Genomic DNA, 22011 nt, shown 5'->3' on the forward strand with positions numbered 1-22011 from the left:
GCACAGCCTTTCTCAGGAACGCCAAAATAAAAGCGGCCCCCAATTGGGGGCCGCACTTTGTTTACTCTGCCGCTTCGGCGTAATCATCCATCGGCGGGCATGTACAGATCAAATGCCTATCGCCAAAGGCGTTATCCACGCGATTGACCGGCGGCCAGTATTTGTCCACGCGGAACGCCCCTTTTGGGAAACAACCCTGCTCGCGGCTATAAGGGCGATCCCAATCTTTAACCAAATCCTCCATCGTATGTGGCGCGTTTTTCAGCGGATTGTTCTCCGCGTCAATGTCGCCTTTTTCAATGGCTGCGATTTCATCCCGGATCGCCAACATGGCATCACAAAAGCGATCTAGCTCAGCTTTGGTTTCTGACTCGGTCGGTTCGATCATCAAAGTGCCAGCCACCGGCCAAGACATGGTTGGGGCGTGGAAACCGTTGTCGATCAGACGTTTGGCAATGTCATCCACTGACACGCCAGCGGTTTCGGCAAACGGTCGCGTATCGATGATGCACTCATGTGCCACACGACCGGTTGGGCCTTTGTAGAGAACCTCAAAAGCCCCCTCCAAACGTTTCGCAATATAGTTGCCGTTCAAGATTGCCACGCGTGTGGCTTGGGTCAACCCGTCCCCACCCATCATCAGACAATAGGCCCAGCTGATCGCCAAGATAGAGGCCGATCCAACAGGAGCTGCTGATACAGGCCCTTCTTCGCCACCAGTTTCAGGATGCCCTGGCAGATGTGGTGTCAAATGCGCTTTAACGCCAATCGGTCCCATGCCCGGACCACCGCCGCCATGTGGGATGGCGAAGGTCTTGTGCAGATTCAGGTGGCTCACATCACCGCCCAGATCACCCGGGCGCGACAAGCCAACCATGGCGTTCATATTCGCGCCGTCGATATAGACCTGACCACCGAAGTCATGGGTAATCTGGCAAACCTCATGCACGGTTTCTTCAAACACGCCGTGAGTCGACGGATAGGTGATCATGCAGCCCGCAAGATTTTCACCATGTTTTTCCGCCTTGGCTTTGAAGTCTTCGAGATCGATATCGCCGTTTTCAGCCGACTTCACCGGAACCACTTTCCAACCCACCATCTGAGCAGAGGCCGGGTTGGTGCCATGCGCACTCATTGGGATGAGACAGATGTAGCGGTGCCCCTGCCCGTTGGCACGGTGATAGGCTGCAATTGTCAACAGACCGGCATATTCGCCCTGCGCGCCAGAGTTTGGCTGCATCGAAATTGCATCATAACCTGTGATGTCACAAAGCTTATCAGACAGATCCGTGACCATCTCGGTATAGCCCGCCGCCTGATCAACGGGAGCAAACGGGTGCATATGGGCGAACTCTGGCCAGCTGATTGGCATCATTTCCGCCGCGGCATTCAGCTTCATGGTGCAAGACCCCAATGGGATCATTGCACGATCCAACGCCAGATCACGATCCGCCAGACGGCGCATGTAGCGCATCATCTCAGTTTCAGCGCGGTTCATGTGGAAGATCGGATGCGTCAGGTATTCTGTCCGGCGGTGCATGTTTTCCGGCACGCGGTAGCCCTGATCCAGCTTGTCATCTTTGGCCACAATCCCGAAAGCACGCCAGACGCCTTCGATGACATCAGAGCGTGTTGCTTCGTCCAGAGTGATACCCACCCGGAATTCACCCACCTTGCGAAGGTTGATATTTTCATCACGCGCAGATTTCATAACCGCAGCCTGCAGAGGGCCCACGTCTACGGTGATTGTGTCAAAGAAGGACTGTGGATCGACTTTAAAGCCAGCCGATTCAAGGCCATTCGCCAGGCGCACGGTTTTGCGGTGAATACGTTGTGCAATCGCTTGCAGGCCCTGCGGGCCGTGGAAAACTGCATACATCGAGGCCATCACTGCCAGCAAAGCCTGGGCTGTGCAGACGTTAGATGTCGCCTTTTCACGACGGATGTGTTGCTCTCGGGTTTGCAGGGACAAACGGTAGGCGCGGTTACCATGGGCATCCACGGAAACACCGACCAGACGACCTGGCATCGCGCGTTTATAGTCATCTTTGGTCGCCATATAAGCCGCGTGCGGACCGCCATAGCCCATTGGCACACCAAACCGCTGCGTGGAGCCAACAGCGATATCTGCCCCCATCGCACCCGGCTCTTTCAGCAGGGTCAATGACAGTGGGTCCGCCGTGACAATAGCAATCGCTTTGTTTTCATGTAGTTTTTCGATCTCTGGCGTGAAGTCACGCACATGACCGTAGGTGCCGGGATATTGGAACAGCGCCCCGAAAACCTTATCCGCTTCCATTTTATCAGGATTGCCAACAATCACTTCGATGCCCAGCGGAGCTGCGCGGGTTTGAACCACAGCGATGTTTTGTGGGTGGCAATCGCGGTCGACAAAGAAAGCTTTGGCTTTGGATTTCGCAACCCGTTGCGCCATGGTCATGGCTTCTGCACAGGCGGTGGATTCATCCAACAAAGATGCGTTGGCAATTTCCAAGCCGGTCAGGTCACTGACCATGGTTTGGAAGTTTAAAAGCGCTTCTAGACGGCCTTGAGAAATCTCTGGCTGATAAGGCGTATAGGCCGTGTACCATGCCGGGTTTTCCAGAATATTACGCTGAATCGCAGGTGGCGTGACCGTCCCGTGATATCCCTGCCCGATAAGGCTGGTCATCAGCACGTTTTTCTCGGCCGTTTGACGCATCCGATAAAGCAATTGACGTTCAGACAGCGGGCGACCGAAGTCCAATTCTTCCTTCTGACGGATCGACTTTGGCAGCGTGTCATCGATCAAAGCATCAAGATCTTTCGCACCAACCACCTCAAGCATCTCAGTCATCTCTTGCGGAGATGGGCCAATGTGGCGACGGTTCGCAAAGTCGTACGGCAAATAATCTGTCGGTTCAAAAGGCATGTGCAAGCCCCCTTAATTCGTGCCGCCATCGGCGTGACACATGATGTTCAACAGGTGACCTTCAGGCGTTTGCACGAAAAACCGCTGCACGCCCCAAGGTTCCAACACGGGCCCATAAGAAATGGGCGCAGCGAGCGCCTTGGCGCGCGCTAGAGTCTCTTCGAAATCATCCACCTCAATTGAAAGGGCTGGCACGGGCGTGCCCGAACCGCCCTCAGAGGCGAGTGTGATCTGGGTTGCCGATGGCGCATCTGAGGCAATGGTATTAACCCAGCCCATATCCATGACGCTTTTGAGCCCCAAAAGCTCCGCCATGAATTGGGCGATTTTGCCCGGATCATCGCAGGCCAAATCCGGAACGATGCGCAGCACAGCCATGGCAGCTTACCCGATGAAATCGTTGTAGGCGGCTTCATCCATATAATCGTCCATCTGGCTCAGATCAGCAGGTTTGATCTTAAAGAACCAGGCATCGCCAATTGGATCTTCGTTCACTTTGCCCGGCTCGTCTGCCAACACTTCGTTGACTTCAACGATCTCGCCATCGATGGGCGCTAGAATGTCGGACGCCGCTTTCACGGATTCAATCACGCAGACTTCGTCGTCTTTGGTCACTTCGGTGTCGACCTCTGGCAGCTCGACGAAAACGACATCGCCCAGTTGTTCCGCCGCGTGGGCTGTGACGCCCACCACTACAACATCACCCTCGACGCGCAGCCATTCGTGTTCTTCTGTAAATTTCATGTGTTCGCTCCTGTCTTTCTGATCTTGTGGGATCAGCGTTTAAAATTGGCAGGGATCAGCGGCAGTTTTGCCACTTTCAGAGGCATGCGTTTGCCTCGTACCTCGCCGAATAAGTCGGTTCCGACAGCCGCGTAGCTGCTGCCAATATAGCCCATGGCCACTGGGCCATTCACGGATGGGCCAAAGCCCCCAGATGTCACGGTGCCAATCGGCTCCCCGCCCTCATCGGTTGCAAAAATCGGGGTGCCTGCGCGCATTGGCGCACGCCCCTGCGGCAACAACCCTACCCGTTTGTGGGCTACACCTTCAGCCATCGCACTTAGGATATGAGCCGCACCTGGAAAGCCGCCTTCACGATCTCCACCGGCGCGACGCACTTTCTGGATCGCCCAGATAAGCCCGGCTTCGATTGGATTTGTCGTGGTATCAATGTCGTTGCCATAAAGGCAAAGCCCGGCCTCAAGACGCAGGCTATCACGTGCCCCCAGGCCGATGGGTTCGACCTCTTCCATCTCAAGCAGCGCCCGGCAAAGCGCCTCTGCCGTCCCCTGCGGCACTGAGATTTCGAACCCATCTTCGCCGGTATACCCAGAGCGCGAAACCCAGCACTCGGCACTCGCCAATTCAAGATTTGCTACATCCATGAAAACCATATCGCGCGCGGTTGGGTTTAAACGCGCCAATGCCGCTTCAGCTGCAGGGCCTTGTACGGCAATCAAGGCGCGATCTGTGATTTCCTCGACGGTAACCTCTGGCTCCAACACCGCCTTCATTCGGGCGATATCCGCCTCTTTACAGGCGGCATTCACAACAACAAACAGATGGTCACCACGGTTGGCAAACATCAGATCATCTTCGATCCCACCATCATCATTTGTGAAAAATCCATAGCGCTGTTTGTCCTGCTCCAGACCTAGCACATCCATTGGCACCAACATTTCAAACGCACGTGCGACAGCCTCGAAGCTTTCACCACGCAAGATCACCTGTCCCATGTGGCTTACATCAAACAACCCTGCCTGCGCTCGGCAGTGCAGATGTTCTTTCATTACCCCAAGCGGATATTGCACAGGCATGGCATAGCCTGCGAAAGGCACCATTTTGGCACCCAGTTCAGAATGCAAATCAAATAGCGGCGTGTGGTTCAGATCACCCGTCTCAGCCATCTCTGTCGCTCCCTTTTTCCGGAGCATGCTGAGAGCAAACCACCGGCATCACATTTGCGCATGGTTCCCCTCTGGGTACGCCTTGCGCGCGATGCCCCCTCTGTCCTTTCGCCTGAGATCGTTATCCCTTCGGCGGGTGCCTATGCACCACTCTCCAGAGTTCAGCTGATGACGTCGGTCCCTTGGGCCTGAGAGTTTCCGGGGCGGTTGCTCCTTCGGCACCGGGTTACCCGGTTCTCCCGAGTCACCTTAGCTTGCCCGCCAAATTAGAGACGAGAATCGACATTTTCAACCCCATTTACGACGCACAGGGGTCGGGCAGCAGAATTTTCTGCAATGCTTTGTTATTGCAAACCAAACTGCCTAGCGTCAGATCATCTAAGCTCGCAAAGAAAGCCTCAGCAGCGTTCTGGAGTGCATCTTTTAACCGGCAGGCTTCGACCAGAGGGCAGCTTTTATCAGTGTCTGCAAAGCAGCCTTCTTCAGGTGCTGGACCTTCCATTCTGCGAAAGATTTCACCGATCTGAATGTCGTCTGTCGCCATCCCCAATTCCACCCCACCATTGCGACCGCGGTGGGTGTTTAAATACCCCATATGGCCCAACTCATTGATGACCTGCGCAAGGTGATTTTCTGACGTATGGCAGATGTTCGAAATCTCGGTCTTGGTCACCAACCGCCCTTTATTTACAGCACAAAACATCAATACCCTGATGGCAAGGTTGGTTCGTTTTGTCATGCGCATGGGTCGGCCTCCGGTTTGAATAACGAAAACCTTAACCACATTCTCATCTTTTCAAATTGACACAGATCAAGCAGCAGACGCATTTTATCGCAATGACGAAGCCTTATTTCTTTGGCTATGGCAGCCTCGTGAACCAAAAGACCCATAGTTACGCCAATAGCCATCCAGCGAAATTGCGCGGGTGGCGCAGGGTATGGCGGCAAACTGTCATAGCCCCACGTCCAATCCTCACCGTTGAACCATGCAAAGATGTGTCCATTGAGGGATTAATCGCGCATGTTCCAAACGGCGATTGGCAGGCATTGGACGCCCGTGAACACGCCTACGATCGAGAGCTGGTTTCGCAAAACGTTATCCACAACAACAACGAACCGCTTGAGATCGCAACCTATGTTGTACCGCCGACAAAATACGCCCCTGCAATTGAACCTAAACCCATTTACCTAAGCTATCTGGATGTGGTCGTTCAGGGCTATCTGGCGGTCTTTGGTCAAGCAGGTGCTAAAGGTTTTTTTGATTCAACCGTAGGCTGGGATGCGCCAATACGTGATGACCGAATGGATCCGATTTATCCGCGCCACCAAAGGCTTAGCTGCGCGGACCGAGATTTTGTCGACCAGATGCTCAAACAGTTGGGCTGTCAGGTTTCGGATTAACGTCGCAGGTGTAGCAAGGCCATCAAGCGACCTTGGCGCGCAAAGGGCGCATGGTCGGTTTCTTTCTTCAGCGACATCACCCGATACGCCAGGATCAATGCGATCGCTGCAAAGATCAAACCACCGAAGGCCTGCCCGATCAGCACACCCGGCGCCCCCCACCATGCAGCGCCAATCCAAACAAAGGGGATCGTGCCCAAGGTGTGGCGCCCCCAGTTGATCCAAGTTGAATAAAACGGGTGACCCAGATTGTTGAAGGCCGCGTTGGACACAAAAAGCACGCCGTTAAAGAAGAACGCCAACGCCAAAGGGCCGCAGAAAAGATAGACCAACGTTACCGCCATGCCTTGCGCGTTAAAGAGCGCAACCAAAGGCTCACGTAGGAAAAACAAAATCAATGTCATCGCAACGACCCAGATGGCTGTGAATATCAATCCCTCTCGGAACGCGGTGCGCACACGGTCGTATTGCCCTGCCCCGAAGTTTTGACCAATCACCGGGCCGACAGCGCCCGAAAGCGCAAAGATCATACCAAAGGCCACGGGGGTGAGACGACCGACAATCGCCATGCCGGCCACCGCGTCCTCGCCATAGGTCGCCATTGTGCGTGTGACATAGGCTTGCCCAATTGGCGTTGCCAACTGTGTGAGAATGGCGGGGCCAGCTATGCCAATGATTGCTGTCAGATCAATTCGGAATTGGGCCGGGGTCGGTTTATCGAGCCCCTTGTGTACCTTGATGACCGGGTAAAGAGCAAAGAATGCAATCGCGAACCTTGCCGCAACCGACGCCCAAGCCGCACCCGATAGCTCCATATCGAGACCAAAGATCAAGATCGGATCAAGGACTGCGTTCACTGCGCCGCCGATGATGGTCGACATCATAGATCGACGCGCATCGCCATGTGCGCGCAGGATCGCGCCGCCGACCATAGCCACCAGCAAGATAGGTAAGGTTGGGATGATGATTTGAAGATAGCTGACCGCCAACTCGAGAGTAACGCCGCTGGCGCCCATAAGCCCGGCTAAGAATTCCAGGTTGAACCATACAGCGGCCGCAAAAATCGCTGCAAAAATAAAACCATAGAGCAAAGAGGTTGCGGCACGCCGACCAGCCTTTTGGCGATCCCCTTCCCCTAAGGCCTGCGCGACCAAAGCGCCTGCCGCAATCGCCATGCCAATGCCGAAGCTGGACGTGAAAAACAGTATCGCCCCAGCATAACCGACAGCTGCCGCTAGCTCATCCTTGCCGAGCATGGAAATGAAGATCATGTCCACCAGGTCGACAAGAAAGATCGCCATCAAGCCGACGGATGATGTCGCCGACATGACGACGACATGCCTGAACAAACTGCCGGTTAAGAACTTTGCCTGTGCGTCCGCCATTGCGACACTCCTTCTGTCCACGCCTTAACAGAACACGAAGAGAACCGCATTCCAATCTGCAAAAATGCACATACTTCTTGGCGCAAACAAAAAGGCCACCCCAACTGGGGCGGCCTTTTGAATTTCTTTTCGGCGCAGTTTAGCCGCGCGCTTTGATCACCTGAAGCAGTGGCAGCACTGCGGACATGTCCGGACCGTGGCTTTGACCCGTCAGTGCCTTGCGCAATGGCATGAACAGACCCCGGCCTTTACGGCCAGTCGCTTCTTTCACAGCTTTGGTCCAAGCGCCCCAAGTGTCGCCATCAAACGGGCCTTCAGGCAGCAGCGTCATCGCCTGCGCCACGAAGTCCTTGTCTTCTTCATCAATCACAGGCTCTGCGCCGTTTGCGAAGAGATCCCACCAAGGCGCAATGTCTTTGCGCGTTGTGATGTTTTCACGCACGACCGTCCAGAACTGTTCTGCCAACTCAGATGGAACACCTGCAGCGGTCACATCCTCAGCCACCTCGGCCAATGATCTTTCGCCCAGTAGGCGTGCAGTCAAAGGATATAGGTCTTGGACGTCGAACTTTGTCGGCGCAGTGCCGAATTGGTCGATGTCAAAGCCTTCTGCGATCTCGTCAATTGAGCTGCGTAGTTCAACTGGTTGGCTAGAGCCAAGACGTGCCATCAAGCTTAGCAAAGCCATCGGCTCAACACCCGCCTCACGCAGATCACGAAGCGCCAAAGTGCCCAGACGTTTAGATAGGCTTTCACCTTGCGGGCCGGTCAGCAGCGAATGGTGCGCAAAAGTCGGAACCGTGCCGCCCAGCGCCTCGATCATTTGAATTTGGGTCGCAGTGTTGGTCACGTGGTCAGAACCACGCACCACATGGGTCACACCCATTTCTGTGTCGTCCACCACCGATGCCAATGTATAAAGGAACTGGCCGTCGCCACGGATCAAAACCGGGTCAGACACAGAGGCTGCGTCAATCGACAGATCACCCAGCACACCGTCCACCCAGTTGATGCGTGTCTGATCCAATTTGAAACGCCAATGACCATTGCCGCGCTCAGCGCGCAGTGCGTCACGCTCATCATCAGACAGGTTCAAGGCCGCACGATCATAGACCGGTGGCTTGCCCATATTCAGCTGCTTCTTGCGTTTCAGGTCCAGCTCAACGGGTGTTTCAAAACACTCGTAAAACTTACCCATTTCACGCAGCTTGTCAGCAGCCGCATGGTAGCGGTCAAGACGCTCAGACTGACGCTCGATCTTATCCCAAGTCAGACCCAGCCATTCCAGATCTTCCTGGATCGCATCCACATATTCCTGCTTGGACCGCTCAGGGTCCGTATCATCGATACGCAGAATGAATGTCCCGCCCGCCTTTTTGGCGATCAGGAAGTTCATCAGCGCAGTGCGCAGGTTGCCAACATGGATATAGCCCGTGGGCGACGGGGCAAATCGAGTGGTGGTCATGAGAGTCTCCGTTGTTCGGGCTGCTCTGTCTCATATGGCGCGCGCTTTGTCCAGAAAAGCAAGCGCACTAGGGGGATTTGAGCATTTCGATCGCATTCAAAGCTGCAAGGGAGCCGCGCAATGAAAACTGTGCCTCTGATATCGGGGCATCTTCTACGACAAACTTCACAACCAAGCGCGATTTTCGCATCACCAAATCGGTCAAAAGACGCGCGGCATCTTGGTCATTCACCACGAAGGTTTCAGCAACATTGGCCACATCAGCTCCGCCGCTTCGCCACTGGTTCGGCGTTAACACGACTCTATCGCTGCCAAAGTCAAAGACCACATCTCCGTCAGAGATGGGATCCAGACCGCGGTCAAACACCTCTATGTCGTATACCCCGTCCCCTCGATAGATCAGGGCAAGTCGGCTTTCACCAAAGAAGGTTTCGCCAGTATCTGGGAGTTGGTACTGCACGGCGCGACAGGTGCCCGCACCTTTGTCATTGCATACATTAAGCCAGTCTTTGTGATAGGAACGCAACTCTCCGAACTTGTGGTTAAACCAGTCTCCCGCGGTAAGAGGTGTTGCCATCAGCGCAACGGCAGCCAAACCGACAGTCAAAGATTTCATCATCACTTCCTTACTTCGGTTCCACCGACCATTTGTTATTCAAATCTTTCAGCCCCACTTCAATCAGCTCGCGCAGCACATCTAAGTCAATATCCGCAAGCTTGTTCACATAGAGGCAACTTTTACCAAGTTTGTGTTTTCCCAGGCGCCCCATGATCTCTGAATAATCCTGATAGCCCGGCATGATATAAATCGAGAGGTTTGATTTACGGGGACTAAAGCCTGTCGCAAGAAATTCGCCTCCGCGACCGCTGTCATATTTGTAGTGGTATTTGCCGTAGCCAATGATCGACGGGCCCCACATCACCGGTTCAAATCCGCTGACCTCAGAGAAAAGGTCCAGCAATGCCAAGCCATCCGCACGGCGGGTTGGGTGCTCGATCTGCATAATAAAATCGCGCGGGTTCACTTGGTTTGCCACTGTCTTGTTCTGAGCTTTCGCCATCGCCCCCTCCAGTTCACGCAAACGCTACCTCGAAAATCACGGAATCAATCTATCCTTTCAGGCAGCTGCTTAGGAGGATGCCATGCTAAAGGCCAAGACACTATACCAAGGAAAGTTATCACGCCGCGAACTGATGGTCGCTGGTGCGACATTGCCGCTGATTGCAGGGGCGACCAAAGCTTTTAGTGCGGCAGACATGTTGGGCGTTGGCGGAACGCGATTTAGGCGCATGAAGATTGGCGCGTTTGAAGTGACAACCCTGCTTGCAGGAACGCGCGCTGTTGAAAATCCAAAGTCGATCTTTGGCCTCAACGTTGAGGGCAGCGAATTTGACGCCGTGGCGGCAGAGGCGAATATACCAACCGATAAAGCGCAGTTCTTCTTTACACCGACAGTGGTCAACACAGGGTCAGAATTAATCCTGTTTGACACAGGCCTCAATCCAGCAGGGATCACCGGCGCTTTGTCTGATGCTGGTTATGCGGCAGATCAAGTGGATGCCGTGGTCATCACCCATATGCACGGCGATCATGTTGGTGGGCTCTATGGGGAAGGCCAAGAAACCTTCAAAAATGCTCGATATGTAACCGGGTCTGCAGAATTTGATTTCTGGGCAAAGGCTGAAAACGAACGCTTTGAAGGCAAAGTGCGCCCCTTGGCTGAGAAATTTGCCATGATCGGCGATGGTAGTTCCGTCGCATCAGGCATCACCGCGATGTCGGCCTTTGGACATACACCCGGCCACATGGCCTACCGGATCGAAAGCAACGGGCAACAACTGGTGTTAGGAGCTGATTTCGCCAACCACTACGTCTGGTCTGTAGCCTACCCCGACTGGGAAGTGCGTTTTGACATGGACAAAGCCGCCGCCGCGGCAACCCGCCGCAAGATGCTGGATATGATGGCGGCCGATAACATACCGTTTGTCGGCTATCACATGCCCTTCCCAGGGGTAGGGTATGTGGAGACCCGAGGTGATGGCTTCCATTACGTGCCAGCAAGCTATCAGCTGATGTTGTAAGGGTTAAAACACACCCATCGCCAATCCAGCCGCAAGCGCTTGGCCAATGTCGCGACATTTGGCCAAGTCCTCTTCCGGAATGGTTTTTGGCGCTAGAATCTCAGCTTCAGTCTGTGAATTTGTATTCACAATGATCGCGGGCTGAACTTCTTTGAGACGCCAACCCGTCGCAATGCGTGCCAATTGCCGAACAGCGTTTTCACCATCTGATCCGGCACAAATCATCTGCGCGTAGGGGCGTCCTTCGATCTGACCAAGCGCTGGGTAATAGCAGCGATCAAAGAACTCTTTCATCTGCCCAGAAAGAGCGGCGAGGTTTTCTGGCGCACAGAAAATATACCCGTCGGCGTTCATCAGATCAGACGGCTGTGCATCATCAGCTTTAACCAACCGCGTTTCACATTCATCCTTTGCAGCCTCAAAGACCGATTCCGCCATCTGTTGGCTGCCACCGGTTCTAGAATGGTAAATGATCAAAAGTTGCACAATTTGGTCCTTGTCGTTGCGCGCTAAACTGCGTGTTGCCGCAGCAGGTCCGCATCTGCCCCATAGGACGGCGCCCCCGGAGGCAGGGGTGGCAGGATCACCGCCTCCTCATGCCGCAGCTGCCGCCAAAGCACGGGAAGAAGTCGCCGGTAGGCTGCAAAAATCGACCTATCCGGTGCGGGCACTTGGCCTTTCAGCAGCTCATGTAGCTTAGGCAAATTATAGTAAGGCACCATGGTAAACATGTGATGTTCCAGGTGATAATTCATGTTCAGATAGATAAATCGACTGAATGGATTCATCAAAACAGTGCGAGTGTTCAATCGGTGATCCGTCACGTTTTCCGCCAACCCGACATGCTGCAGAACACCAGTCAGAACATGATGCCAAGCACCGTAGAGGCGTGGTAATCCAATGATCATCAGCGGAATGATGGTCTGCATCGCAAAAGATATCGCAATCACAGCCGTGTAAATCAGGAGCCATAGGCGCGCAATCCACGCCACTTTCGGGTGATCCTGTTGCCGAATGTAGCTGGCTTCTTCCGGATCTATCCGCCCACTGGCATGCAGCATTATGCGTGCAATCGCTTGGTAGACGTCCAAAATTCCAAACAAGTTCAGTATCAGCCGACGTAAGTCCGGTGGTCGCATCGCAACAATTTCGGGATCACGACCGACGATGATTGTATCGGTATGGTGTCGCACGTGGCTTGCACGCCAAACAACCGGCGACCGCATCATCATGAAACAGGCAATCTGGTAAACCACAGTGTTCATCCAACTGGTCTGAAACGCAGTTTTATGCCCACATTCGTGCCAACGTGAATCGGCACCTGAGCCATAAAGCACCCCGTATGCCGCCCAAAAAGGCACGCTCCACAGGCTGGGCCAAAAGGCAACGCCAAATCCAGCAAAGATCAGCATTGCACCAAGCCAGAGCAATGTATCCCGCAGTGCAATTCTATCGGATTTCTGCATCAAGACGCGTATCTCGGCCGGATCCACTTGGGGCCGAAACCATTTTGGTTTAACAAGCCCGCGCCGTTCAGCGTGCTGGGCGTCTTTGCCCAATAAATGATAGTCCCTTGTCATTGGGCAACGCTAGCCACGCCGCCGCGATGGGTCAATTGGCCTTGGTTAGCTATCGTCCCGAAAGCGGTTTACAATCGGATAGCGGCGATCCATCCAGAAGGCTTTCTTGGACAGGCGTGCGCCTGGCGCAGATTGGAAGCGTTTGTATTCGCTGATATAAAGCAGGTGCTCGACCCGTTTAACCGTGGCGCGCTCGTAGCCTGCTTCGACACAGTCTGCGACGGATTTTTCCTGATCGACCAACATCTCTAGGATACCATCTAGAATGTCATATGGCGGCAGGCTGTCTTCGTCTTTTTGGTCAGGGCGCAGCTCGGCGGATGGCGGCTTGTCGATGATCGATACAGGGATGACTTCCCCGGCGGGGCCGCCCATCCAATCGCGGTGGTTTTCATTGCGCCAGCGGCAAGTTTCAAAGACACGGGTTTTATACATGTCTTTGATCGGATTATAGCCGCCGTTCATATCGCCATAAATTGTCGCGTAGCCCACTGCGACTTCGGATTTATTGCCGGTTGTCAGCAGCATCTCGCCAAATTTGTTGGACATCGCCATCAGCAGCAAACCACGCACACGCGACTGAATGTTCTCTTCGGTCAATCCTTCGTCGAGACCCTCAAAGAGCGGCGCCAAAGTATTGGTGATCGCCTGGCGGCCTTCTTTGATCGGCACATAGTCGTAATGCACGCCAAGTCGTTTCGCGATGTCTTCCGCGTCATCCAACGAACCTTGCGACGTATATTCAGACGGCAACATCACGCAACGCACGTTTTCTGCGCCCAGCGCATCCACCGCAATCGTCGCCACAATCGCAGAATCGATCCCACCTGAGAGGCCAAGCAGCACTTTTTTGAAGCCGGTCTTGCCCATGTAGTCACGCAAAGCTTCCACACAAACGCGGTAGTCTTGCTCTTCGCCAGCGGGCAACAACGCACGTTCGCCCTGCTCGCATACCCAGCCATCTTCGTCACGCACCAAGTCGACATGTGCGACCATCTCGTCAAACACCGGCAATTGAACCGCTAAATGCCCACCAGGGTTCAAGACAAAAGAGCCGCCATCAAAGACCTGATCGTCTTGGCCGCCGACCATATTCAAATAGATCAATGGCAGGCCCGTTTCAATTACGCGAGCCACCATATGGCTCATCCGGCGATCAAATTTATCGCGATAATATGGCGATCCATTTGGCACCAACAGAAACTCAGCTCCAGTCTCTTCCATGGTTTCAGCCACGTCTTCGTACCAAGCATCCTCACAGATTGGGGAACCAACCCGCGTATTGCCGACGGCATATGGCCCGCCCATAGGGCCACTGTCAAAAACCCGCACTTCGTCAAAGACGTTGTAATTCGGCAGGTGGTGTTTCAGCTGTTTGCTGGCGATTTTACCTCCTTTGAGGATGAAATAAGCATTAAAGAGCTTATCCCCATCCGCAAATGGACCACCAATCGCCAAGGCGGGACCGTCAGCACAGTCTTTCGCAAGCTGTTCAATCTGAGCCAAGCAAGCGGCCTGCACAGCAGGCTTCATCACCAAATCCTGCGGGTTATAGCCCAAAATGAACATCTCTGGCAGCGCGACCAAATCCGCACCTGCCGCCTTGCCTTCGTCCCAAGCGGCTTTCGCCTTTGCGGCATTGCCAGCAATGTCCCCCATCGCAGGGTTGGCTTGTGCCAAAGTCACACGAAATTTATCTGCCATGATCGCGCTCCGGGGCCTGATCGTCTTAAGTTGAGCAAGATTTAGCAGAACTGTGCTCAAGGAAAAGCGCAAAGCGGCAAAAGGCGTTGCTCCTAAGTGACGGCTGCACTAGATTTCAGCCAACAAAACAGCCAGAGCGCAGGCCAGCAGGGGCAAAGATATGAAAATGAAAAACGCTTTTTCCGTTTTGGCGATGATGACGGCCTTGGCAATGGCTGCTCCGGCTGCGGCGCAGGACAGCGGTGTATTGACCAAACAATACGACGACGGTGGCGTCTATGAAGGCACGTTTAAAGACGGGCTTCAGCATGGCACAGGCACATATCGATTGCCCAATGGCTATGAATACACAGGCGCATGGGTGGATGGTGAAATCCTTGGCATGGGTCAAGCGCGCTTTCCCAATGGTTCGCTGTATGAAGGTGAATTTGTCAAAGGCAAACCAGAAGGCATCGGCCTGATCACCTTTACGGACGGCGGAACCTATGAGGGCGAATGGGTCGACGGCAAAATCACCGGCCAAGGGCTCGCGACCTACGCAAACGGCGTAACCTACGAAGGTGGTTTCGTGAACGCAATGCACCATGGCACGGGCACCATGCGCAGCCCCGGTGGCTATGTGTATGCAGGCGATTGGGTCAATGGCGTCAAAGAAGGCACAGGCCAGATCACCTATCCTGATGGCGCGGTATACAACGGTGCGATCATTGCTGGACAACGCCAAGGCACTGGCACCCTGACCATGCCGGATGGGTTGGTCTACGCAGGTCTCTGGAGCGCTGGGCAGATTGACGGTCAGGGCAAGCTGACACAGCCAAATGGCGACATCTACGAAGGCACCTTGGTAGGCGGGCAACGTGAAGGCTTTGGACAAGTTCGCTATGCCAATGGTGACATCTACGAAGGTGACTTCAAAGGTGACCGCCGAGAAGGCACAGGCGTCTTTATTGGTGCGGATGGTTATAAATACGAAGGCGACTGGGTCGCTGGCCAAATTCAAGGCAACGGCACTGTCACCTACCCGGATGGCTCCATCTATGTTGGTGCCTTCATGTCTGACCTTGCAGATGGGCAAGGCATGATCACCTACCCGGATGGCTCTGTCTATGAAGGCGATTGGCAAGCTGGTGTTATTCAAGGCAAGGGCCGAGCAACCTACGCCAATGGTCTGGTTTATGAAGGCCAGTTCCAAAACGCCAAGAACCATGGCCAAGGAGTAATGACCTATGCTGACGGCTATCGCTATGAAGGCGCTTGGGCGGATGGGCAACGTCATGGCGACGGCACTGCGACCTATACGGACGGCACGACCTACACAGGCAATTTTGTGAATGGCCAGCGTGAAGGCACCGGCACGATCACTATGCCGGATGGCTTCACCTACACAGGCGCTTGGAATGCCGGTGAGATTGAAGGCCAAGGCATAGCAACCTACGCCAATGGCGACATCTACGAAGGTACTTTCAAATCAGGCAAACGCCAGGGTGAAGGTACGATGAAATATGCATCCGGCCAAGAAGCCACTGGCAATTGGGAAAACGGCGCCCTGCAGCAAAACTAGTGCGGCACGCCTTTTAACATAGTCCGGCTACGCTGCTTCGATTTCGGAATGTGCCCTTAGCCGTAAAGTTCGCGACAATTCTACTTAGATTTCAACTCTGATGGTCACGCAGACCTTCAGAGTTTTTCTTTGTGAGGGCGCAAGGATTTTGGTCGCCCTTGACTCAGTCAATGCCATGCCTAAGTTTGTACCAATTAGTACAAACTGGAACGAATGGTACATGCTGAAATTTTTTAAGTTTGCTCTCCCCAAACCCTCGCTGACATCTGTTGTGCTGGCGGGGATTGGTGGAACCCTCGGAATCGGCGCGTTAGCGCTTTTGGATGGAAACCTTGATCTCGCATTCGTCATGGCGCCCTTTGGCGCGACTTGCGTGCTGCTGTTCTCTGTGCCAGCTGCGCCACTGTCCCAGCCCGTCAATGTCTTGTTCGGGCATTTTGCGTCGGCTCTTGTTGGCTTGATCTGCCTCACACTTTTGCAGGATACGTTCTGGAGTTTAGGGCTCGCTGTAGGTTTGGCGATTGCCGCAATGGCTGCATTGCGCGTAACCCACCCGCCAGCCGGAGCTAACCCAATCGTCGTTTTTGCACTGCAGCCTGATTGGCTATTTCTGTTATTCCCGGTTGCCACTGGGGCTTTATTGCTGATTATAGTCGCAATTGGTTACCACCGGTTCACCGGTCTTAAATATCCGAATTTGCCCGACTAATGCCCCGCTTGATTGCTGAAAAACACGACACAATTCCTGCCCTTGCTGAGCTGTTTCGCGCCAAGGGTTTTGAAGGCGCAAGCATCAATCAAATCTCCAAAGCAACGAACCTGGGCCGAGGAAGTCTGTATAACTTCTTTCCCGGTGGCAAAGACGATATGGCACGGGCCGTTATCGGCCATGTGCATCAATGGTTTGAAGCAGAGATATTTACGCCGCTCCATGAGGATCTGCCAGAAGTCGCAATTCCTCGAATGTTTACGGCGTGCCAATCCTATTTCAAATCGGGGCAACGCATTTGTTTAATCGGTGTCTTTGCCCTTGATGAGACCCGCGATAAGTTTGCGAAACAAATAAGTAATTATTTCCTCCGCTGGCATGACTGTCTTACAAGCGCCTTGATGCGATCTGGGCATTCCGAAGATCAGGCGACATCGAAAGCAACTCAAATTATCGCAGGTATTCAAGGGGCTATCGTTCTTTCTCGCGCCATGAATGATCCAGAAGTATTCAATGCGACGATCAAACAATTGAAAGCTCTGTCAGAAAAATCTGAATGAGCAGCACATTCGCTCAGACTTATGGCTTTTCTTTCTCTTTGGCCCATGTATAGTCCGCCTCATGACACGTCAGACCCATATCGCAGATTCCGAGCGCCTTCCGGCGCCGTTTGCGCGTGGCCTAGACCTACTCCTAACTCGCCTCTGAGCGCGGCCTTCTCGGCGCGCGTGCTCAGGGGAGTTGTGACGCGCCGAAAATCCGCAAATCTCTAAAACCAACGCGAGTTTAGGACTTTCTAAAATGCAAAAAGTGAACCTTGCTGAAAAGCTGGCGATGTTTTCGTCGCACTGGGATCCACACGTCGTCGCAAGCTACAATGATAACGACGTGATGGTCGTAAAGTTCAAAGGCGAATACCCCTTTCACAAACATGACACCACTGATGACTTCTTTCTGGTTCTCGAAGGCGAAGTCACCATGGAGTACGAGGCCCATGATCCTGTGACCTTTGGTCCGGGTGAGCTTGTAGTTGTGCCACGAGGCGTTGTACACCGCCCGAAAGCTGAGGCAGAAGTCAAAGTTCTGCTGATCGAACCAAAGGGTGAACCAAATTCCGGGGACAGCGGCCGAGAGCCTGCGCCCAAGCCGCATATCTGAGGATAATGATAATGGATAAGAACAGAGTCGTCATTTTTGACACCACCCTGCGCGATGGCGAGCAATCCCCGGGCGCGACTATGACCCATGACGAAAAACTGGAAATCGCTGAAATGCTGGACGACATGGGCGTCGACATCATCGAAGCTGGTTTCCCGATTGCCTCCGAAGGCGATTTTCGCGCAGTGAGCGAAATTGCGATGCGCGCAAAAAACAGCCGCATCTGCGGCCTGGCCCGCGCCAATATCGCTGATATCGACCGCTGCGCCGAGGCGATCAAACACGCTGAACTGAACCGCATTCACACCTTCATTGGCACGTCACCTTTGCACCGCGCGATCCCGAACCTGACCAAGGACGAGATGGCGGATAAGATTCACGAGACCGTCACACATGCGCGGAACCTGACCGAGAACGTGCAATGGTCTCCGATGGATGCCACGCGGACCGAATGGGATTACCTTTGCCGCGTAATCGAAATCGCCATCAAGGCTGGGGCGACCACGATTAACATTCCGGATACTGTGGGCTACACCGCTCCAGTGGAATCTGCGGATCTGATCAAACGTCTGATCGAGACCGTACCCGGCGCAGATGACGTGATCTTCGCGACCCACTGTCACAACGATCTGGGCATGGCGACAGCGAACTCGCTGGCGGCTGTGGCTGGCGGCGCGCGCCAGATCGAATGCACCATTAATGGTCTGGGTGAGCGTGCAGGCAATACAGCTTTGGAAGAAGTTGTGATGGCCATGAAAACCCGCAATGACATCATGCCTTGGTATACTGGCATCGATACGACCAAGATTATGGCGATTTCCCGTCGTGTCTCGACTGTGTCGGGTTTCGTTGTTCAGCCAAACAAAGCCATCGTTGGCAAAAACGCCTTCGCGCATGAAAGCGGCATCCATCAGGATGGCATGCTGAAGAACCCTGAAAACTTCGAGATCATGCGCCCGGAAGATATCGGCCTGACAGGTACGTCTTTGCCGCTGGGCAAACACTCTGGTCGTGCAGCGCTGCGCGATAAGTTGGAGCAGCTGGGCTATGAAGTTGGTGACAACCAGTTGAAAGACATCTTTGTGCGTTTCAAAGATCTGGCTGACCGCAAGAAAGAAGTCTTTGACGACGATATTATTGCGTTGATGCGCTCAGATGATGCCAATGACACGCTGAAACTGAAGACCCTGCGTGTGGTCTGTGGATCTGGTGGTCCAGCGGACGCGACCCTGGTGATGGAAATCGACGGCGAAGAGAAAACCGCGATTGAATCAGGCGACGGCCCGGTGGATGCAACATTTAAGGCGATCCGTCAGCTGCATCCGAACTCAGCGCATTTGGAGCTTTACCAAGTGCACGCAGTGACCGCAGGCACCGATGCGCAAGCCACCGTTTCGGTTCGTCTGTCAGAGGATGGCAATGTCGCCACCGGTGAAAGCGCTGACACAGACACAGTTGTGGCTTCGGCCAAGGCTTATATCCATGCCTTGAACCGCCTGCTGGTGCGGCGCGGAAAGCTCGGTGATGGCGTCGACACCAAAGAGATCAACTACAAAGATCTCGCTTAAATATAATTGGGGGCTTCGGCCCCCTTTTTTGTGGCTTCTTTATTGACGAATTTCAGATAGTCTGGCGCACAACCGGCCACTTTTGAATGAGCCACAAATATGAGCAGTCCACAGATCACCAACCTTGTCGCGCATAGTTTTGACGCCTCAATTGCAGATAGTTTTGCCGAACTGTTCAAGTATCAGTTCACCCTCAGCAAAACTCCGATTGCGACAGCAGATAGTTGGCGCGCGCAGCCCGTCGGGCCGTGGATACTGCAACATTGCCCACTGCTTCGAGTAACGCCCATTGTGGACGCGAAACGCGAAACCGTTGGGCACTTCATTGGTATTGGGATCGACGATTCTGGCGATGCCATCATCGACGCCCTGAAAATTGGCGCTCACGAAGGCGCGCCTGATTTTTGGTCGAAGTTTGAGCAAAAAGTCGAAACGATCGCAGGGCGCTACGCCTTGGTTGTCGTCTCTGGCGACGATCAACGCATGTATTTTGACAATGCGCTGGATCAGTCGGTGGTCTTCAACCCTTCCGAAGATCTGATCGCCTCCAGCGTGACATTGGCCGCCACCGGAGAGCTGGCAGATAATCCACTTTTTGATCACAATGCGGTCCTGTCGGGTGATCTCTATTTTGCCTTTGAACACACCCGCGATGCGCGGGTATTCCGGACAAGGCCAAATCACTACTTGGACCTAAAGACCTTCACGCAAACCCGTCACTGGCCAAATGAAAACACGCCGTTTGACACGCCCCGCAACGAACGCGCGGACGTGATCGAGCAAATCGAGGCACGCTTAAAAACCATCCTGAATGGGCTGATCCGCAATTTTGACTGCTGCCTGCCTGTTTCAGGCGGAAAAGATAGTCGCCTTTTGCTCAGCCTTGCGAAGGACAGTCTTGGCGACCTTACCCGCGTATTCACCCATGCGACCAATCACAACACACTTGTCGACGCCTATATTGGTTCACAGCTATGCAATCGCTTAGGGCTAGAGCATTCAGTGATCAACACCCGCGGCAACGACTATGAAGATCTTACAACAGATACGCTGACGTCTCAGCGGTTCATCCGGTTTGCCTATCGCACTGGTTTTGAAGCTGGCACACGCGATCCGCGCGCGGGTCTTGCGGATGCTTTATCGCCAAAACACGAGGTCCTTTTGCGCGGCAACCTGCTTGGCCTGATCGGTGCGCAGCAATACGCCCGCCCCCTTCTGGACGCGCCATTCAATATTCATTTTGCCCTGTCGCGCCTACGTCTTGCCCCTCAGGTGACAAACGAAACGATCATGCAATGGGGGCCCAGCTACTTTGAGTGGATGAGCACCCTACCCAAGGCCGCCCACAATCGCATTTATGACATGGCCTTTACCGAATTGGTGCAACCCCATGCACTTGGGGCTTTGCTGAACGGATCAACCAATAGCTTCTACGTAAATCCGTTCAACGACCGCTCGCTGCTGCACAACGCCATGCGGTTACGGCCCAAGTTCCGCCACACCAATCGCGTCTACGAGATTATTCAAGAACGCACGGCACCTGAATTGGGCGATATCCCGTTTACAACGACCCTCAAACGCGGCGTGATGCGCGAGTTGGGCAAAGCGCCTGACTGGAATACGCTGCGCGACTTCCCACTGGATAAACTGCGCTAGTTAAGTGTTGAGAAGGCCTTGGTCAGACGTTTGGCCTCGTCTTGCAGCCCCCAAGGTGCGTTCACGATGAACATTCCTGATCCAATCATGCGATGACCTTCGCGTGCCGCTGGAAACCGCACTTCGTGCCGCAGGGTTTTCGGGAGGTTTTGGAACTCAAGCGCTGTCAGCATCGGTAGATGCGTTGCATCTTTCAGGATCGGATACCAAAGGGCGATGACGCCGACGTTCCACTTTCGATGTAGTTTTGCGATCTGACTGGGGATGAGATCGTAGTCCGATTTCATTTCGTAGCTTGGATCAATCAGCAGCAACCCGCGGCGTGGCGTCGGAGGGCACACAGCTTGCACCATTTCAAACCCATCGCGGCGATGGATTTTTGCGTCAAACATCACCATCGCATCTTCTAGTGCATCACCTTCCTGCGGATGCAATTCCGCAAGGTGCATTTTGTCCCCGGCACGCATGATTTGTGCGGCTAACAATGGCGAGCCGCCATAGGCTTGATCACCAAACCCATCACGCACAGCCTTCAAAGCGCGGCGGAAAGGATGATCTACTGCAAACCAGTCTTCAGCGACGCCAATTCCGGCCTCTGCCTCGCCTGTTTTCACCGCCTCTGGAGCTTGAAGATCATACAGCCCGCGCCCGGAATGGGTCTCGAGGTAGCTGATCGGTTTTGGCTTCTGCCCCATATAGTCCAGCATGGCGCAGAGCAGTGCGTGTTTCTGCACGTCGGCAAGATTGCCCGCGTGGTAAATGTGCTGATAACTAAGCATAAATGCGCCCTTCGCCAAATGATCCGCGCTGTTTACCTGAGTTTCGCGGATCAGGACAGCCGCCAAATGCCAAGTCGCTTTCCAAAGGGTGTATTTATCCGGCGGAATAACGCTGATTTACGTCTGCGCGCCCTTTCCCAAG

General features: G+C 53.9%; 21 protein-coding genes and 1 riboswitch. Of the genes, 8 read left to right on the forward strand and 13 right to left on the reverse strand.

All coding sequences use genetic code 11. From position 1 onward, the window contains the following. Window positions 1–61: 61 nt before the first annotated feature. The 5 genes from gcvP to JXQ85_RS10195 form a co-directional block, all read right to left on the reverse strand. Window positions 62–2911: an aminomethyl-transferring glycine dehydrogenase gene (gcvP, locus tag JXQ85_RS10175; RefSeq protein ID WP_421748787.1), complete on the reverse strand. Its 2850-nt coding sequence runs from the start codon at window positions 2909–2911 to the stop codon at window positions 62–64. 12 nt (window positions 2912–2923) lie between these two features. Next, on the reverse strand, window positions 2924–3289 hold the full coding sequence (locus JXQ85_RS10180) for a VOC family protein (protein ID WP_421748788.1): 366 nt from the start codon (window positions 3287–3289) through the stop codon (window positions 2924–2926). Between the two features lie 6 nt (window positions 3290–3295). Beyond that, entirely contained in the window at window positions 3296–3655 is a 360-nt protein-coding gene (gene gcvH / locus JXQ85_RS10185; RefSeq protein WP_421748789.1) for a glycine cleavage system protein GcvH, read from the reverse strand. A 32-nt stretch (window positions 3656–3687) separates the two neighbouring features. Next, window positions 3688–4821: a glycine cleavage system aminomethyltransferase GcvT gene (gcvT, locus tag JXQ85_RS10190; protein ID WP_421748790.1), complete on the reverse strand. Its 1134-nt coding sequence runs from the start codon at window positions 4819–4821 to the stop codon at window positions 3688–3690. 165 nt (window positions 4822–4986) lie between these two features. Next, window positions 4987–5073: riboswitch (glycine riboswitch) on the reverse strand. Window positions 5074–5119: 46 nt separating this feature from the next. After that, window positions 5120–5566 (reverse strand): RrF2 family transcriptional regulator, encoded by a 447-nt coding sequence (locus tag JXQ85_RS10195; protein WP_421748791.1) that lies wholly within the window; start codon window positions 5564–5566, stop codon window positions 5120–5122. Between the two features lie 92 nt (window positions 5567–5658). Between JXQ85_RS10195 and JXQ85_RS10200 the strand changes: the two genes are divergently transcribed. Next, window positions 5659–6222, forward strand: a complete 564-nt coding sequence (locus JXQ85_RS10200; RefSeq protein ID WP_421748792.1) for a gamma-glutamylcyclotransferase family protein — start codon at window positions 5659–5661, stop codon at window positions 6220–6222. Here JXQ85_RS10200 and JXQ85_RS10205 read toward each other — a convergent pair. From JXQ85_RS10205 to JXQ85_RS10220, 4 genes are all read right to left on the reverse strand, one after another. After that, window positions 6219–7607, reverse strand: coding sequence for an MATE family efflux transporter (locus JXQ85_RS10205; protein WP_421748793.1), 1389 nt, complete (start codon window positions 7605–7607; stop codon window positions 6219–6221). The two genes, JXQ85_RS10200 and JXQ85_RS10205, sit on opposite strands and share 4 nt — an antisense overlap. Before the next feature lie 139 nt (window positions 7608–7746). Next, window positions 7747–9072: a glutamate--tRNA ligase gene (gltX, locus tag JXQ85_RS10210; RefSeq protein ID WP_421748794.1), complete on the reverse strand. Its 1326-nt coding sequence runs from the start codon at window positions 9070–9072 to the stop codon at window positions 7747–7749. Between the two features lie 67 nt (window positions 9073–9139). Next, window positions 9140–9688, reverse strand: a complete 549-nt coding sequence (locus tag JXQ85_RS10215) for a hypothetical protein (RefSeq protein WP_421748795.1) — start codon at window positions 9686–9688, stop codon at window positions 9140–9142. 10 nt (window positions 9689–9698) lie between these two features. After that, window positions 9699–10133 carry a DUF1801 domain-containing protein gene (locus JXQ85_RS10220; protein WP_421748796.1) on the reverse strand — a complete coding sequence of 145 codons (435 nt, stop codon included), beginning with the start codon at window positions 10131–10133 and terminating at the stop codon, window positions 9699–9701. Window positions 10134–10215: 82 nt separating this feature from the next. Here JXQ85_RS10220 and JXQ85_RS10225 point away from each other — a divergent pair, with 82 nt between their 5' ends. Further along, entirely contained in the window at window positions 10216–11154 is a 939-nt protein-coding gene (locus JXQ85_RS10225) for an MBL fold metallo-hydrolase (RefSeq protein ID WP_421748797.1), read from the forward strand. 3 nt (window positions 11155–11157) lie between these two features. Here JXQ85_RS10225 and JXQ85_RS10230 read toward each other — a convergent pair whose 3' ends face one another. From JXQ85_RS10230 to JXQ85_RS10240, 3 genes are all read right to left on the reverse strand, one after another. Then, window positions 11158–11643 (reverse strand): flavodoxin family protein, encoded by a 486-nt coding sequence (locus tag JXQ85_RS10230; RefSeq protein WP_421749053.1) that lies wholly within the window; start codon window positions 11641–11643, stop codon window positions 11158–11160. A 20-nt stretch (window positions 11644–11663) separates the two neighbouring features. Next, window positions 11664–12620 (reverse strand): fatty acid desaturase, encoded by a 957-nt coding sequence (locus JXQ85_RS10235; protein WP_421748798.1) that lies wholly within the window; start codon window positions 12618–12620, stop codon window positions 11664–11666. A gap of 159 nt (window positions 12621–12779) precedes the next feature. Further along, entirely contained in the window at window positions 12780–14438 is a 1659-nt protein-coding gene (locus JXQ85_RS10240) for an NAD+ synthase (RefSeq protein ID WP_421748799.1), read from the reverse strand. Between the two features lie 166 nt (window positions 14439–14604). On the opposite strand from JXQ85_RS10240, the gene JXQ85_RS10245 reads away from it, so the two are divergent. From JXQ85_RS10245 to JXQ85_RS10270, 6 genes are all read left to right on the forward strand, one after another. Then, window positions 14605–15999, forward strand: coding sequence for a 2-isopropylmalate synthase (locus JXQ85_RS10245; protein WP_421749054.1), 1395 nt, complete (start codon window positions 14605–14607; stop codon window positions 15997–15999). A 220-nt stretch (window positions 16000–16219) separates the two neighbouring features. Continuing rightward, entirely contained in the window at window positions 16220–16708 is a 489-nt protein-coding gene (locus tag JXQ85_RS10250) for an HPP family protein (protein ID WP_421748800.1), read from the forward strand. Continuing rightward, on the forward strand, window positions 16708–17268 hold the full coding sequence (locus tag JXQ85_RS10255) for a TetR/AcrR family transcriptional regulator (RefSeq protein WP_421748801.1): 561 nt from the start codon (window positions 16708–16710) through the stop codon (window positions 17266–17268). Before JXQ85_RS10250 ends, JXQ85_RS10255 begins: the two co-directional genes overlap by 1 nt. Before the next feature lie 241 nt (window positions 17269–17509). Further along, complete coding sequence (locus JXQ85_RS10260) at window positions 17510–17866, forward strand: cupin domain-containing protein (protein WP_421748802.1); 357 nt, start codon at window positions 17510–17512, stop codon at window positions 17864–17866. Between the two features lie 5 nt (window positions 17867–17871). Beyond that, complete coding sequence (locus JXQ85_RS10265) at window positions 17872–19434, forward strand: 2-isopropylmalate synthase (protein WP_421748803.1); 1563 nt, start codon at window positions 17872–17874, stop codon at window positions 19432–19434. A 99-nt stretch (window positions 19435–19533) separates the two neighbouring features. Next, window positions 19534–21090, forward strand: coding sequence for a hypothetical protein (locus JXQ85_RS10270; RefSeq protein ID WP_421748804.1), 1557 nt, complete (start codon window positions 19534–19536; stop codon window positions 21088–21090). On the opposite strand, the gene JXQ85_RS10275 is transcribed toward JXQ85_RS10270, so the two are convergent. Next, window positions 21087–21869, reverse strand: a complete 783-nt coding sequence (locus JXQ85_RS10275) for a 23S rRNA (adenine(2030)-N(6))-methyltransferase RlmJ (RefSeq protein ID WP_421748805.1) — start codon at window positions 21867–21869, stop codon at window positions 21087–21089. The two genes, JXQ85_RS10270 and JXQ85_RS10275, sit on opposite strands and share 4 nt — an antisense overlap. Window positions 21870–22011 lie beyond the last annotated feature (142 nt).

Origin of the sequence: Cognatishimia sp. (assembly GCF_049116455.1) — a bacterium.
In the GTDB taxonomy this organism is placed as follows: Bacteria; Pseudomonadota; Alphaproteobacteria; order Rhodobacterales; family Rhodobacteraceae; genus Cognatishimia.